15 protein-coding genes are annotated in these 12,663 nt (G+C 66.8%); 8 read left to right on the top strand and 7 right to left on the bottom strand.

Annotation, left to right across the window (positions count from 1 at the left end):
* Nucleotides 1-12: 12 nt before the first annotated feature.
* Nucleotides 13-381: a dihydroneopterin aldolase gene (gene folB / locus ABE424_RS11535; RefSeq protein ID WP_176990533.1), complete on the bottom strand. Its 369-nt coding sequence runs from the start codon at nucleotides 379-381 to the stop codon at nucleotides 13-15.
* Between the two features lie 438 nt (nucleotides 382-819).
* Here folB and ABE424_RS11530 point away from each other — a divergent pair, with 438 nt between their 5' ends.
* A complete protein-coding gene (locus tag ABE424_RS11530; protein WP_346492611.1) occupies nucleotides 820-1,428 on the top strand; it encodes a hypothetical protein in 609 nt (202 codons plus the stop codon).
* Between the two features lie 23 nt (nucleotides 1,429-1,451).
* Here the strand turns inward: ABE424_RS11530 and tsaD are convergent, their stop codons facing one another.
* Nucleotides 1,452-2,477 carry a tRNA (adenosine(37)-N6)-threonylcarbamoyltransferase complex transferase subunit TsaD gene (gene tsaD, locus ABE424_RS11525; protein WP_346492612.1) on the bottom strand — a complete coding sequence of 342 codons (1,026 nt, stop codon included), beginning with the start codon at nucleotides 2,475-2,477 and terminating at the stop codon, nucleotides 1,452-1,454.
* Between the two features lie 167 nt (nucleotides 2,478-2,644).
* Between tsaD and rpsU the strand changes: the two genes are divergently transcribed.
* From rpsU to ABE424_RS11495, 6 genes are all read left to right on the top strand, one after another.
* Nucleotides 2,645-2,860, top strand: a complete 216-nt coding sequence (rpsU, locus tag ABE424_RS11520; protein ID WP_002808376.1) for a 30S ribosomal protein S21 — start codon at nucleotides 2,645-2,647, stop codon at nucleotides 2,858-2,860.
* 136 nt (nucleotides 2,861-2,996) lie between these two features.
* A complete protein-coding gene (locus ABE424_RS11515) occupies nucleotides 2,997-3,443 on the top strand; it encodes a GatB/YqeY domain-containing protein (protein WP_176990535.1) in 447 nt (148 codons plus the stop codon).
* A 156-nt stretch (nucleotides 3,444-3,599) separates the two neighbouring features.
* Complete coding sequence (locus tag ABE424_RS11510; RefSeq protein ID WP_346492613.1) at nucleotides 3,600-4,514, top strand: YihY/virulence factor BrkB family protein; 915 nt, start codon at nucleotides 3,600-3,602, stop codon at nucleotides 4,512-4,514.
* 63 nt (nucleotides 4,515-4,577) lie between these two features.
* Nucleotides 4,578-6,308 (top strand): DNA primase, encoded by a 1,731-nt coding sequence (dnaG, locus tag ABE424_RS11505; RefSeq protein WP_176990537.1) that lies wholly within the window; start codon nucleotides 4,578-4,580, stop codon nucleotides 6,306-6,308.
* 71 nt (nucleotides 6,309-6,379) lie between these two features.
* Nucleotides 6,380-6,853, top strand: a complete 474-nt coding sequence (locus ABE424_RS11500; RefSeq protein WP_346492628.1) for a sulfur transferase domain-containing protein — start codon at nucleotides 6,380-6,382, stop codon at nucleotides 6,851-6,853.
* A 52-nt stretch (nucleotides 6,854-6,905) separates the two neighbouring features.
* Entirely contained in the window at nucleotides 6,906-7,889 is a 984-nt protein-coding gene (locus ABE424_RS11495) for a bile acid:sodium symporter family protein (protein ID WP_346492614.1), read from the top strand.
* A gap of 111 nt (nucleotides 7,890-8,000) precedes the next feature.
* On the opposite strand, the gene cyoE is transcribed toward ABE424_RS11495, so the two are convergent.
* The 4 genes from cyoE to ABE424_RS11475 are packed head-to-tail and all read right to left on the bottom strand — an operon-like array spanning nucleotide 8,001 to nucleotide 11,456.
* Nucleotides 8,001-8,891 (bottom strand): heme o synthase, encoded by an 891-nt coding sequence (gene cyoE / locus ABE424_RS11490; protein WP_346479754.1) that lies wholly within the window; start codon nucleotides 8,889-8,891, stop codon nucleotides 8,001-8,003.
* Between the two features lie 4 nt (nucleotides 8,892-8,895).
* Complete coding sequence (locus ABE424_RS11485; RefSeq protein ID WP_346492615.1) at nucleotides 8,896-10,107, bottom strand: COX15/CtaA family protein; 1,212 nt, start codon at nucleotides 10,105-10,107, stop codon at nucleotides 8,896-8,898.
* A gap of 11 nt (nucleotides 10,108-10,118) precedes the next feature.
* Nucleotides 10,119-10,694 carry a hypothetical protein gene (locus ABE424_RS11480; RefSeq protein ID WP_176990542.1) on the bottom strand — a complete coding sequence of 192 codons (576 nt, stop codon included), beginning with the start codon at nucleotides 10,692-10,694 and terminating at the stop codon, nucleotides 10,119-10,121.
* 27 nt (nucleotides 10,695-10,721) lie between these two features.
* Nucleotides 10,722-11,456 (bottom strand): SURF1 family protein, encoded by a 735-nt coding sequence (locus ABE424_RS11475; protein WP_346492616.1) that lies wholly within the window; start codon nucleotides 11,454-11,456, stop codon nucleotides 10,722-10,724.
* Between the two features lie 57 nt (nucleotides 11,457-11,513).
* Between ABE424_RS11475 and ABE424_RS11470 the strand changes: the two genes are divergently transcribed.
* Complete coding sequence (locus tag ABE424_RS11470) at nucleotides 11,514-11,732, top strand: twin transmembrane helix small protein (RefSeq protein WP_019185993.1); 219 nt, start codon at nucleotides 11,514-11,516, stop codon at nucleotides 11,730-11,732.
* 40 nt (nucleotides 11,733-11,772) lie between these two features.
* Here the strand turns inward: ABE424_RS11470 and ABE424_RS11465 are convergent, their stop codons facing one another.
* A complete protein-coding gene (locus ABE424_RS11465) occupies nucleotides 11,773-12,648 on the bottom strand; it encodes a cytochrome c oxidase subunit 3 (protein WP_176990544.1) in 876 nt (291 codons plus the stop codon).
* Nucleotides 12,649-12,663: the final 15 nt, after the last annotated feature.

The raw sequence follows: 12,663 nt of genomic DNA, 5'->3' as shown, positions 1-12,663 counted from the left end.
CTATCAGGGGTATCAGGGCGTTGCCAGGTCCTGCCGGGTGCGCTCGATGATCACGCCGACCGCGCGCGCGCCGCGCACCGCACCGGGCTTGCTGAGTTTGAGACGCAGCCATTGCACGTTGAATTCACGCAGCACGATCTCGGCGATGCGCTCGGCCAGGGTTTCGACCAGGCCATAGTCCGAGTCACGCACGAACTGCTCGATGCGCTTGCTGACGGCTTTGTAATTGAGGGTATCGGCGATGTCGTCGCTGGCCGCCGGGCGGCGGTTGTCGAAGCCCATTTCCAGATCGAAACGCAGGGTCTGGCGGATCCGCCGTTCCCAGTCGTAGATACCGATCAGGGCATCGATCTCAAGCCCTTCAATGAATACCTTGTCCATAGCCATGCCACGTGGAAGATGGCGACCATGGTAACGGGGCTGTTCGGAATGTGCCGGGAACCGGGGTGAGGGGGCGTCTGCACCGATGCCAGAAATGACAAAGGGCCCCGCGCGGGACCCTTTGCTTACCACCACTGTCCCCGGGGGAAATGGGCTGACCCATCAGCTGGTCCCGGTGGCACACAAGGCAACGGTACCGGGGGAGCCAGAAAGGGTCAATGGCCGCAACCTGGATTTACGACGTGGTGCTCACCTCACCAAGAGCTTGGTAGATCATTGATCTACGAAGTTTTTTCGATAGATCAGCCCCGCCGCCACTAACCGGATTCCCTGATACCGCGCGCCAGAGCTGCCCTCTACGGTGGAGGCCCATGGACCCACCACAGCTCTGTCGTGCGCGATCAGCACCTGATTTACCGCTCGTTCTCCGCAGCACGCATGACAACCTATGAAGGAGCCGTCGCACGCGCCCAACTGCGCGCCCATCCATTTGAGCTGTATCGATGGAACATGCGTATCAGCGGCGCATTTCTACTGCCACTCCATACCTGCGAAGTGGTCATCCGCAACGCGGTGGCTGAAGCGTTGGCCCAGCAGCATGGTGCCCTCTGGCCGTGGCAGGAAGGTTTCCGCGCCAGCCTTCCCGGCGGCACGGCGCGGTACAACGCACGCGAAGAGCTGCGACGCGTAGCGTCGAACCACACTTCAACGGCAGCCGTCATCGCATCGCTGAGATTCGCGTTCTGGCAGCACCTGTTTACCCAACGATTCGACAGGACGCTCTGGTCCAAGACCCTGAGGCACGTCCTTCCAGGCGCGGATCCGGACATGCCGGAGTACCTTCTGCGCGCGCAGTTGCACGGCCACCTGGAACAGGTAAGGCAGTTGCGCAACCGGGTTGCGCATCACGAACCGATCTTCGCGCGTGACCTCGCGCTGGATCTGGCCACCATTGGACGAATCGTCCAGATGCGCTGCCCCCATACCGAGCGGTGGATGACCCGGCATGAGTCAGTAACATCGTGGCTGAAGCGGAGGCCTGCCTGAGGTGTTGCAGGCCCCCGCAAACCTCACACCGCCGGCAGCGTCGCCATGTCCCAGCGCGGTGTGACCTGCACCTGCGGCGGGTTGTGCTGGCCGGCTTCCAGGCGCAGGGCACCGGCGAAGGCGATCATCGCGCCGTTGTCGGTGCACAGCGCCGGGCGCGGGAAGCAGGCACGCCCACCGCGGCGGGCGGCCATCTGCTGCAGCTTGGCGCGCAGGCGCTTGTTGGCCCCCACCCCGCCGGCCACCACGATCACATCGGTGCCCGCCGCATCCAGCGCGCGCTCGCACTTGATCGCCAGGGTATCCACCACGGCATCTTCAAAGCCCCGCGCGATATCGGCGCGGGTCTGCTCGCTCTGATCGCTGTCGCGCCAGGCCAGCAGGACCTGGGTCTTCAACCCGGAGAAGCTGAAATCCAGCCCCGGGCGATCGGTCATCGGGCGGGTGAACTTGAACCGGCCCGGGGTGCCGCGCTCGGCCAGCGCGGCCAGCTGCGGGCCGCCCGGATACGGCAGGCCCATCAGCTTGGCGGTCTTGTCGAAGGCCTCGCCGGCGGCATCGTCCAGGGTCTCGCCCAGCAGGCGGTACTGGCCGATCCGGTCCACCGCCACCAGCTGGGTATGCCCGCCGGATACCAGCAGGGCCACGAACGGCGCCTGCGGCGGGTCGTCTTCCATCAGCGGGGCCAGCAGATGGCCTTCCATATGATGTACACCGACCGCCGGCACCTCCAGCGCCCAGGCCAGCGAACGGGCCACGCCCGCCCCCACCAGTAGCGCGCCGACCAGGCCAGGGCCGGCCGTATAGGCCACCCCGTCGATGTCGCCGACCGTCATGCCGGCCTCGGACAGGGTCTGCCGGATCAGCGGCAGCAGCTTGCGTACGTGGTCGCGGCTGGCCAGCTCGGGCACTACCCCGCCGTACTCGGCGTGAAGGGCGATCTGGCTGTAGACCGCATGGGCGCGCAGGGCGTCGATCCCGGACAGGGAGGTGTCATACACCGCCACGCCGGTCTCATCGCAGGAAGATTCGATACCAAGGACTCGCATACGGGGTATTATGGACCTCTTCAGGCCCCGGCAGACGTACGCTGGCCTGTCTCTGCATCACCCGTGGCCAAGAAGTTCGCCGGGGTGGGTTGCAACTTCTTTTCTCGCCGCTATAATGTGCGGCTCTCACCGGGCGAGACCCGGTTCTACTGTGTCCCGGAGATTCCATGCCCAGCGTTAAAGTCCGCGAGAACGAGCCCTTCGAGTTTGCGCTCCGTCGCTTCAAGCGCACCTGCGAAAAGGCCGGCGTGCTGGCCGAAACCCGCAAGCGCGAGTTCTATGAAAAGCCGACCCAGGAGCGTAAGCGTAAGGCTGCCGCTGCTGTGAAGCGTCAGCTGCGCCGTTCGTCGCGCGACGTCACCAAGCGTCAGCGCCTGTACTGATCGGACGCAACTTCGATACGGCAGGCCTTGGCCTGTCGTGACGGAGCCGAAGCCGGAACGCGCGAGCGTTACCGGCTTTTTGCGTTCCAGCGCTTCGGCGCCCCGCTTTCCTTTTCCACCGACACGAGGTGTTCCCATGAGCCTGAAGCAGCAGCTCACCGATGACATGAAGGCCGCCATGAAGGCCGGCGAGAAGCACCGCCTGGGCGTGATCCGCCTGATGAACGCCGCGATCAAGCAGCGCGAAGTCGACGAACGCATCGAGCTGGACGACGCCGCCGTGCTCGCCGTGCTGGAAAAGATGGTCAAGCAGCGCAAGGACTCGGTCACCCAGTTCGAAGCCGCCAATCGTGAAGACCTGGCCGTGATCGAGCGCGAGGAAATCGTGGTGATCGACCAGTACCTGCCGGCCAAGCTGGGCGAGGCCGAGATCGTGGCCGCCATCCAGGCCGCCATCGCGGAAACCGGTGCGACCACCCCGGCCGACATTGGCAAGCTGATGGGCGCGCTGAAGCCGCGTCTGGCCGGCCAGGCCGACATGGGCCTGGTGTCCAAGCTGGTCAAGCAGCAGCTGGCCGGCTGATTTCGCCGCCATGCCGCAGTGAAAAGGCCCGCATCATGCGGGCCTTTTCCGTTCCAGCAGGTGCGGTGTTCCGACCAGAACCTGATACCGGCACTTCACCCGGTGCAGTCCGGCGATTTGCTAGAACGGGGGCCTCGCCCCGATCCGACGCCGTCAATGCACCTGCCAAGCCACTCCCTGTCCAAGGTCCGCAAGCACATGGCGCGGCTGGAGAAGAGCTTTCCTGCCGTGCTGCTGCGCCGCTTCATCGATGCGGACGTCATGACGCAGGCTGCCGCACTGGCTTTCTATGCCCTGCTCTCGATGGCACCGCTGCTGGTCCTGCTGCTGTGGCTGACGGCCTCGCTGTACCCGCCCGCGCAGGAGGCGCTGCTCGGCCAGATCAACGATGTGGCCGGCACCAGTGCCGCCTCGGTGGCGGAGACCGTGCTCAGCAACGCCAACAACCAGCCGGACATCGGCACGCTGGCCGGCGTGTGGAGCACGCTGCTGCTGTTCATCGGTGCCACGGCGGTGTTCGCCCAGCTGCAGAACGCCCTGAACCTGATCTTCAACACCAGCGGCGAGCGCCTGGACGGCATCGTGCCGTGGCTGCGCAAGCGCGTGTTCTCGTTCGGGGTGGTGCTGGCGCTGGGCTTCCTGCTGATCCTGTCGATGACCGCGACGACCCTGCTGCAGGTCGTCTTCGCGCACCTGCCCTCGGTGCTGCCGGCGATCGGCTACCTGACCAGCCTGGCGCTCTACACCGTCGGCTTCGCCTTCCTCTACCACTATCTGCCCGACCGTCGCGTGGCGTGGCGGCAGGCCTTCATCGGCGGTGCGATCACCTCTGCTCTGTTCGCACTGGGCCGCTATGGCATCGGCCTGTACATCGCCACGGTCGCGCCCGGCAGCGCGTATGGCTCGATGGGCGCCCTGGTGATCTCGCTGGTCTGGATCTACTACGCCACCGTGGTGTTCTTCGTCGGTGCATTGATGACCTCGGTGATCGACGAGCGCCTGCGCGCCCACGCCTACCTGGCCCAGGCCGGTGTCGAGCCGCCGAAACCGGGCGAACCGGCCGGCACCTAGTAGACTAGCGGTACCCCCGCTTCCGCGCGTGGCCGTGACCGGCCATGCCCCTGCCTGCTGCCCATGGCCCGTATCCCCGACGCATTCATCGACGACCTGCTGGCCCGCTCCGACATTGTCGAGGTAGTGGGCAGCCGCGTGCCGTTGAAGCGCCAGGGCAAGGAATATGCGGCACGCTGCCCGTTCCATGACGAGCGCTCGGCGTCGTTCACGGTCTCGCCGACCAAGCAGTTCTATCACTGCTTCGGCTGCGGCGCGCATGGCACGGCGATCAGCTTCCTGATGAATTACGACCGCCTCGAGTTTCTCGACGCGGTCGACGAGCTGGCCAAGCGCGTCGGCATGGAAGTGCCGCGCGATACCCAGCCGCGCACCGCGCAGCAGCAGGACGACAGCCGCGATCTGTACTCGGCGCTGGATGCGGCCACGCGCTTCTTCCAGACCGCGCTGAAGGGCAGTGACAAGGCGCGCGCCTACCTGGACCAGCGCGGTGTCGATGAAGAGAACCGCGAGCGCTTCGCCATCGGCTACGCACCGGACGGCTACAGCGCGCTGAAGGATGCGCTGGGCAAGGACGAGCGGCGGATGAAGCTGCTCGACCGCGCCGGCCTGTTCTCCAAGAACGATCGCGGCCACGTTTACGACAAGTTCCGCGACCGGGTGATGTTCCCGATCTTCGACCGCCGTGGCCGCGTGATCGCGTACGGCGGCCGCGTGATGGAGAAAGACGACGGCCCGAAGTACCTCAACTCGCCCGAGACCGCGCTGTTCCACAAGGGCCGCGAGCTGTACGGTCTGTGGCAGGTGCGCCAGGCCAACCAGAAGATCGAGCGGCTGATCGTGGTCGAGGGCTACATGGACGTCGTCTCGCTGTTCCAGTTCGGGGTCACCCAGGCGGTGGCCACGCTGGGCACGGCGACCACGCCGGACCACGCCGAGCTGCTGTTCCGCAACGCGCCGGACGTGTTCTTCTGCTTCGATGGCGATGCCGCCGGTCGTCGCGCCGGCTGGCGTGCGCTGGAGTCGGTGCTGCCGCGCATGAAGGACGGCCGCCAGGCCTTCTTCCTGTTCCTGCCCGATGGCGAAGACCCGGACACCATCGTGCGCAAGGAAGGCCGCGAGGGCTTCGATGCACGCCTGCAGCAGGCCACGCCGCTGTCGCAGTTCTTCTTCGACGAGCTCACCCGTGAAGTCAACATGGGCACGCTCGATGGCAAGGCACGCCTGGCCGAACGGGCCAAGCCGATGCTGGCGCAGATTCCCGATGGCGCCTTCGGCGACCTGATGAAGCAGCAGCTGACCACGCTGACCGGCCTGGGTGCCAAGCCCAGTGCATCCGCGCAGCCCTCGCGCCAACCACAGCGCGCGGTGGCGCCGGCACAGCGCCGCAGCCTGGTGCGCGCAGCCATCGCGATCCTGCTGCAGCAGCCCTCGTTGGCGATGACGCTGGAAGGCCACCACTTCACCGGCCTTCGCCTGCCCGGCATCGATCTGCTGACCGAACTGCTGACCCTGGTGGAGCAGCGCCCGGACATCAGCACGGGCGCGCTGCTGGAGCACTTCGAGGGCCGCGAGGAGCAGGAATCACTGCACAAGCTGGCCGCGCAGACCCTGCCCGGCGATGAGGCGATGTGGACCCAGGAGCTGCATGACGCGGTGGCCCAGCTGGAGAAACAGCTGCTGATGCAACGCCTCGATGAGCTTCAGGCAAAGCAGAGCCAGCAGGGTCTGGACGATACTGACAAGTACGAGCTGCGCGAACTGCTCAAGGCGCGCAGCACCATCCGCTTCTGACCGACGGAGCAGTCGTGGCTTCCCACATCGTGAATCCTGCCGCATCGATCGTCCGCCTGCTTCGCCTTGGCATCTTCGCTGCGCTGTTCGCGCTGGCCCTGCCCGCCGCGGCAGCGGAACTGCCGTTCGCGCAGCCACGACCGCAGCTCTACACCGCCGGGCAGCCCAGTGCCGCTGAGCTGCAGCAGGCCGCCGCGGCCGGGGTCACCACCCTGATCGACCTGCGCCAGCCCGACGAAGTGCGTGGCTTCGATGAAACCGCCGCTGCCGAACGCCTCGGCCTTCGCTACGTGCGCATCCCGGTTGCCGGTGCCGCCGGCCTGACCGCGGCCAATGCGCAGGCCCTGCGTACCGCGCTCGCACAGAGCCAGGGGCCGGTGCTGCTGCACTGTGCCTCCGGCAACCGCGCCGGTGCGCTGCTGGCACTGCTGCAGGCACGCGAGGGCGCCTCGGTGGATGACGCACTCACGTTCGGCCGCGCCGCCGGCATGACCTCGCTGGAAGCACCGACCCGTGTCCTGCTGGAGCAGGACGCCGCGCGTTGACCCTGCCCTTCTTCCCCCGCTTACTTCCCTGCTCTACAGGAGCCTGCCCACCATGACCCGCTGGTGGTCGCGCCTGCGACCGGACAACTTCACCCTCGCCCTGCTCTGCACCGTGCTGTTGGCGTCCTTCCTGCCGATGCACGGTGCCGCCGCGATGGTGCTCGACGATGTCACCGACGTCGCCATCGCCGCGCTGTTCTTCCTGCACGGCGCGCGCCTGCCACGGGAGTCGATCGTCGCCGGCCTGCTGCACTGGCGCCTGCACCTGACCATCCTGGCCTGCACCTTCGTGCTGTTCCCGCTGCTGGGGCTGATGTTCAAACCGCTGGATGGCTGGCTGCTGACCCCGGAGCTCTACATCGGCGTGCTGTTCCTGTGCGCGCTGCCGTCCACCGTGCAGTCCTCGATCGCGTTCACCTCGATCGCGCGCGGCAACGTGCCGGCCGCCGTATGCAGTGCCTCGCTGTCGAGCATCCTGGGTGTGTTCCTGACTCCGCTGCTGCTGGCCCTGCTGGCCGGCACCGAGGGCGGCATGCACAACCCCGGCCAGGCCATCGTCAGCATCATGCTGCAGCTGCTGGTGCCGTTCGTGGCCGGCCACCTGCTGCGGCCGTGGATCGCGCGCTGGGTGGAAAAGCAGCGCGCCCTGCTGCGCTACACCGACCAGGGCACGATCCTGCTGGTGGTCTACTCCGCCTTCGGCGAAGCCGTCAGCGAAGGACTGTGGAGCAAGACCCCGCTGCTGTCGCTGGTGAGCGTGGCGGTGGTGGCGGCGGTGCTGCTCGGCATCGCGATGCCGCTGATCCGCTTCATCGCACGCCGGCTGGGCTTCAACCGCGAGGATGAAATCACCATCCTGTTCTGCGGCTCGAAGAAGAGCCTGGCCACCGGCGTGCCGATCGCGAAGGTGCTGTTCGCCGGCGGCAGCCTCGGTGCGATCGTGCTGCCGATCATGATCTACCACCAGATCCAGCTGATCGTCTGCGCGATGATCGCGCAGCGGTATGCGCGTGATCCGGTGGAGCCGCAGCACTGAGCGCACACCGCGCCTGCGCGCGTCACGACCAACGGTCGTGACCTACCGCGGGTGGGGGCGCGAGCGCCATCACCGCCCCGGCAGGTACCGACCGTTGGTCGGTGCGGCACCCTACAACCAGGGCAGCATCCAGTGGTCCACCATCAGGAAGGCGAACAACGCCATCAGGTAGACGATGGAGTAGCCGAACATCTTCATCGAGAACAGTTCGTCCGGCGGATTCAGCATGCGCCAGGCGTACCAGAGGAAGACCGCATTGAGCACGATCGCGCCGCCGAGGTAGAACATGCCGCTCATGCCGAACACGACCGGCAGGATGCTGACGATGGCCAGTGCGATCGAATAGACCATGATCGACTTGCGGGTATACGCCACGCCATGGGTCACCGGCAGCATCGGGATCTCCGCCTTGGCGTAATCCTCGCGGCGGAAGATCGCCAGCGCCCAGAAGTGCGGCGGGGTCCAGATGAAGATGATCAGCACCAGCAGCGACGCGTAGGCCCAGTCCCACGGGCCCTGCATGCCGGTGATCGCGGCCCACCCCAGCATCGGCGGGGTGGCGCCGGCGAGGCCGCCGATGACGATGTTCTGCGAGGTCGCGCGCTTGAGGTACACGGTGTAGATCACCGCGTAACCGATCAGCGAGGCGAAGGTGAGCACGGCGGTGATCACGTTGACCCAGACCACCAGGATCGTCATCGACAGCACGATCAGCAGGCCGGCGAAGACCAGCACCTGCCACGGCTTTACCTTGCCCACCACCAGCGGGCGCCACGAGGTGCGCGCCATCTGTGCATCGATGCGCGCGTCCAGCAGCTGGTTGATCGCCGCGGCGGCCGAGGCGGCCAGCCAGATACCGAGGAAGCCGAGGGCGCCGTCCAGCGCCTGCTGCGCGGTCGGCACGCCGGGGATGGCCAGGAACATGCCCACCAGCGCGGTGAACACGATCAGGGCGACGACCTTGGGCTTGGTCAGATCCCAGTACTGACGGTAACTGGCCATGCCGTCAGCCTGCCTGCACGGCAGGGGACGCAGCGCTGGCCTTGCCACCATCGGCATCCGGCGCACGCAGGCGCGCCAGCAGCGTCACCAGCACGAACAACAGCGCCACGGCGCCCCCGCTGTGCGCGACGGCCACTTCCAGCGGCACCGCCAGCTTCACGTTGAGGATGCCCAGGGTGATCTGCAGCACCACCAGCAGGCCCAATGCGCTCGCCCAGCCGCGCATGCTCGGCAGGCGGAACAGGCGCACGGAGAGCCACAGCAGGTAGACGGCCACCACGATCGCCATCAAGCGGTGCGCCATCTGGATCGCGATGCGCGACGCGCCATCGAGCACGCCCCCTTCGTAATCCACGCCGATGCCGCGCCACAGGGTGAAGCCTTCCTTGAAGTCATGCGGCGGCCACCACTGGCTGACGCAGCGCGGGAAGTTGTCCAGCGAGGCGCTGCCGCCACCGCAGGCGAGTGCGGCGTAGTTGGCGCTGACCCAGCCGCCGAGGGCGATCTGCGCGACCAGCACGGCCACGCCGGCGCGGATCAGCCATTTCAGCTTCGGCGCTTCGGCGAGAGTGATCGGCATATGCGTGGCGCGCCACGCCATCCACACCAGCAGGCCGAACATCAGCATGCCGCCGAGCAGATGGCCCATCACCACGATCGGCTTGAGCAGCCAGGTGACCGTCCACATGCCGAGCAGCGCCTGGAAGATCACCACCGCCAGCGTCAACAAGGCCGCGCGGGCCAGGTCGATGTTGGTCCAGCGCAAGGCCGCGATCAGCAGGATCGCCTCACCGATCAGGGCGATGATGCTCGCGGGGACGTGCATTCCCATCATGTACAGCGGTATGCCGGTCGCCACCAGCACACAGGCGGTGATCACCGCGGTGCTGCCCCAGCGACGACGGCGCGTGGCCAGCAGCGCCAGGGTGAGAATCTCGATGCCGAGCGCGCCGGCGAGGAAACGGTGCACCTGCTCGCGCCACGCCTTGTGCGTTTCCAGCGGGCGGATCTTGGCGGCCTCGTGGCCGATCACTTCCTCGGCGTGCTGCGGCCAGGTGACGCGGCCATAGCAGGTCGGCCAGTCCGGGCAGCTCAGGCCCGCATCGGACAGACGCACGAACGAACCGAACATGATCGTGCTGGCGGTCATGATCAGCGCAAACCACGCCAGACGGTGGAAATTGCGGTGCAGCACCGGGCGTGCGGAGAGGCTCATCTAAACGGAACTCACTTCAGTTTCAGCAGCGTGGCCAGGTCTTTGCGCAGACCGGCCATATCGAATCCCGGCGCGTACCGCATGATCACGAATCCATTGGGATCGATCACATACACAGGCGTGCCGGCGGCGTCATCCACGGCGGGCAAAGCGGCACGCAGGTCCGGTTGGGCGCGCAGCGCGCGCAGTGCGGGCATGCCCTGGACCTCGGCCGGCGGCGTGCCCAGCCACAGGATCTCGACATTATCGGCGTTATGGCCGAACAGCTGCCACACCTTGCCCAATCCCTGCGACAAAGTGACGCACTCGCTGGTACAGCTGGCAGACGGGGCGACGAGGATCCGCCAGGTGCGATCGTTCGGGTTCCACGGGTACGGCTGACCGTCGGCCAGGGTGGGCGGCAGCGCGCGCAGATCGGCCGGCGGCTGCAGCAGCGCCCCGGTATTGCGGTGCGAGGTCGGCTGCCAGCCGGAGAAGCGCAGCACGCCCGCCAGCGCCATGGCGCCGAAGAACACGCCGAACAACGCGATCAGGGTCCAGCGGCCGCGTGAACGGGACGGCAGCCGTGCCGGGGAAGTGGCATTCATGGGCGGCATTTTCTCATGTTGAGCCGGTCAGCGCCGGGGAGTGCCACGCCGGCGGCGATGGCGACGGAATTCCAGGACCAGCGCGACCACCAGCACGGTCAACGCCAGTCCGAACCATTGCACGGCGTAGCCCAGATGGCGACTGGGTGGCAGGGTATTGGGCAGCAGCTCCAGATCGCGCGCGTAACCGCCGGGCAGCGCCGGATCCAGCCGCAGCACGCGCACGGCCACGCTGCCCGGCGGCAGCGACAGCGCGCGGGCCATGTCATCGGGCGGCATCCGGCTGGCCAACCACACGCCCGCCTGCGGGACGGGCGACAGCGCCGGCCCCAGGGCCAGGCCGGTGGCCGGCGGTGGCGCCAGCAGGCCGCTGATGGCCGTGTGGTCGGTACGCGGGGTGATCGGCGGCACGACCCGATCAGGCGGCATCGGCAGCCAGCCGAGATCGACCAGCACCTGTGCGCCGTCATCACTCTGGAACGGCTGATAGACCTTGATCCCGGCGCGGCCTTCGCGGGTCTGGTTGTCGAGCAGGATCGTGCCGGGCAGGAAGCGACCGCGATCCTCCACCCAGCGCAGCCGCGGCGGTGCGGCCTGGGCCTGGCGCAGCGTGAGCGACTGCGCGCGCGCGGGCACCTGCTGGGCCAGCAGCGCCTCTTTCTCATGCATGCGCTGCAGTTGCCAGCGGCCCAGCTGGCAGAACGCGAGGATGACGAGCACCGCGGCGATCCAGCCGATCAGGCGTGTGTGCTTGCGCATCATGACAACGCCGGCAAAACGCGGTGATATAGGCACACCCGCCACGCCATCGAGCCGCGCATGAATGATTCGTTGAAGACCCTGCTGGTAATCGCGTTTCTGATCGTCATCGTCTGGAATCTGGGCGCCGGGCTGTATTACCTGCTGGTCGATCGCGGCCAGACCAAGCGCACCGTCAATGCCCTCACCCGCCGCATCGCGGTGTCGGTGGCGTTGATCGTGCTGGTGGTCATCGGCATCTACAGCGGTTGGATCAAGCCCCACGGCATCGGCGGCTGAGGCCGCACCGGCGTCGATGCGGCAGGACGTCGCGCCGACGCTACAGCACGTAGACGAACAGGAACAGCATCAGCCACACCACGTCGACGAAGTGCCAGTACCACGCGGCCGCTTCGAAGCCGAAGTGGTTGTCGCGGGTGAAATGCCCTTTCGACGAGCGCAGCCACATCACTGCCAGCATGATCGTGCCGAGCAGCACATGCACGCCGTGGAAGCCGGTGAGCATGAAGAAGGTCGAGCCGTAGATGCCCGAGCCCAGGGTGAGGTTGAGTTCCTTGTAGGCGTGGATGTACTCCTCCGCCTGCAGGGTGAGGAAGCCCACGCCGAGCAGCACGGTGATGCCCAGCCAGACCAGCAGCTGGCGGCGGTGCCCGGCCTTGAGCGCGTGATGCGCGATGGTCAGGGTGACGCCGGAGGTGAGCAGGATCAGCGTGTTGATCAGCGGCAGGCCCCAGGCCGGGATGGTCTGGAAGTGCCCGCCGATCGCGCCGGGGCCATTGGTCGGCCATGCCGCCGAATAACCATCCCACAACAACTCGTTGGTCATCACCCCGTCGCCCGCACCGCCCAGCCACGGCAGGCCCAGGTTGCGGGTGTAGAACAGCGCGCCGAAGAACGCGCCGAAGAACATCACTTCCGAGAAGATGAACCACACCATCCCCATCCGGAACGAGCCGTCCACCTGGCGGTTGTAGCTGCCAGCCTGCGATTCGCGCACCACGTCGCTGAACCACCAGAACAGGGTCAGCACCAGCATCGCGATACCGGCGTAGAAGGTCCACTTGCCCCAGCCCGAATCGTTGAGCCAGCTGGCCACGCCGACCATGGTCACCATCATCGCGATGGAACCGATGAACGGCCATTTGCTGTGCGTGGGCACGAAGTACACGTTCGCATCGGGGCTTTGCTGGGCCATGGTCTTGGGTCCGGT

Source organism: Stenotrophomonas sp. TWI1149, assembly GCF_039673155.1.
Taxonomy (GTDB): Bacteria; Pseudomonadota; Gammaproteobacteria; order Xanthomonadales; family Xanthomonadaceae; genus Stenotrophomonas; species Stenotrophomonas maltophilia_AA.
Note: the sequence above shows the minus strand (reverse complement) of the source record. Positions and strands in the feature narration are given on the sequence as shown.

Bases quoted from the DNA above. Each gene is read 5' to 3' on its own strand.
- ABE424_RS11515 (WP_176990535.1), top strand. From the start codon at position 2,997: ATGAGCCTGAAGCAGCAGCTCACCGATGACATGAAGGCCGCCATGAAG.
- rpsU (WP_002808376.1), top strand. From the start codon at position 2,645: ATGCCCAGCGTTAAAGTCCGCGAGAACGAGCCCTTCGAGTTTGCGCTC.
- tsaD (WP_346492612.1), bottom strand. From the start codon at position 2,477: ATGCGAGTCCTTGGTATCGAATCTTCCTGCGATGAGACCGGCGTGGCG.
- dnaG (WP_176990537.1), top strand. From the start codon at position 4,578: ATGGCCCGTATCCCCGACGCATTCATCGACGACCTGCTGGCCCGCTCC.
- ABE424_RS11495 (WP_346492614.1), top strand. From the start codon at position 6,906: ATGACCCGCTGGTGGTCGCGCCTGCGACCGGACAACTTCACCCTCGCC.
- ABE424_RS11510 (WP_346492613.1), top strand. From the start codon at position 3,600: ATGCACCTGCCAAGCCACTCCCTGTCCAAGGTCCGCAAGCACATGGCG.
- ABE424_RS11480 (WP_176990542.1), bottom strand. From the start codon at position 10,694: ATGAATGCCACTTCCCCGGCACGGCTGCCGTCCCGTTCACGCGGCCGC.
- ABE424_RS11475 (WP_346492616.1), bottom strand. From the start codon at position 11,456: ATGATGCGCAAGCACACACGCCTGATCGGCTGGATCGCCGCGGTGCTC.
- ABE424_RS11530 (WP_346492611.1), top strand. From the start codon at position 820: ATGACAACCTATGAAGGAGCCGTCGCACGCGCCCAACTGCGCGCCCAT.
- folB (WP_176990533.1), bottom strand. From the start codon at position 381: ATGGACAAGGTATTCATTGAAGGGCTTGAGATCGATGCCCTGATCGGT.
- ABE424_RS11485 (WP_346492615.1), bottom strand. From the start codon at position 10,107: ATGAGCCTCTCCGCACGCCCGGTGCTGCACCGCAATTTCCACCGTCTG.
- ABE424_RS11465 (WP_176990544.1), bottom strand. From the start codon at position 12,648: ATGGCCCAGCAAAGCCCCGATGCGAACGTGTACTTCGTGCCCACGCAC.
- cyoE (WP_346479754.1), bottom strand. From the start codon at position 8,891: ATGGCCAGTTACCGTCAGTACTGGGATCTGACCAAGCCCAAGGTCGTC.
- ABE424_RS11470 (WP_019185993.1), top strand. From the start codon at position 11,514: ATGAATGATTCGTTGAAGACCCTGCTGGTAATCGCGTTTCTGATCGTC.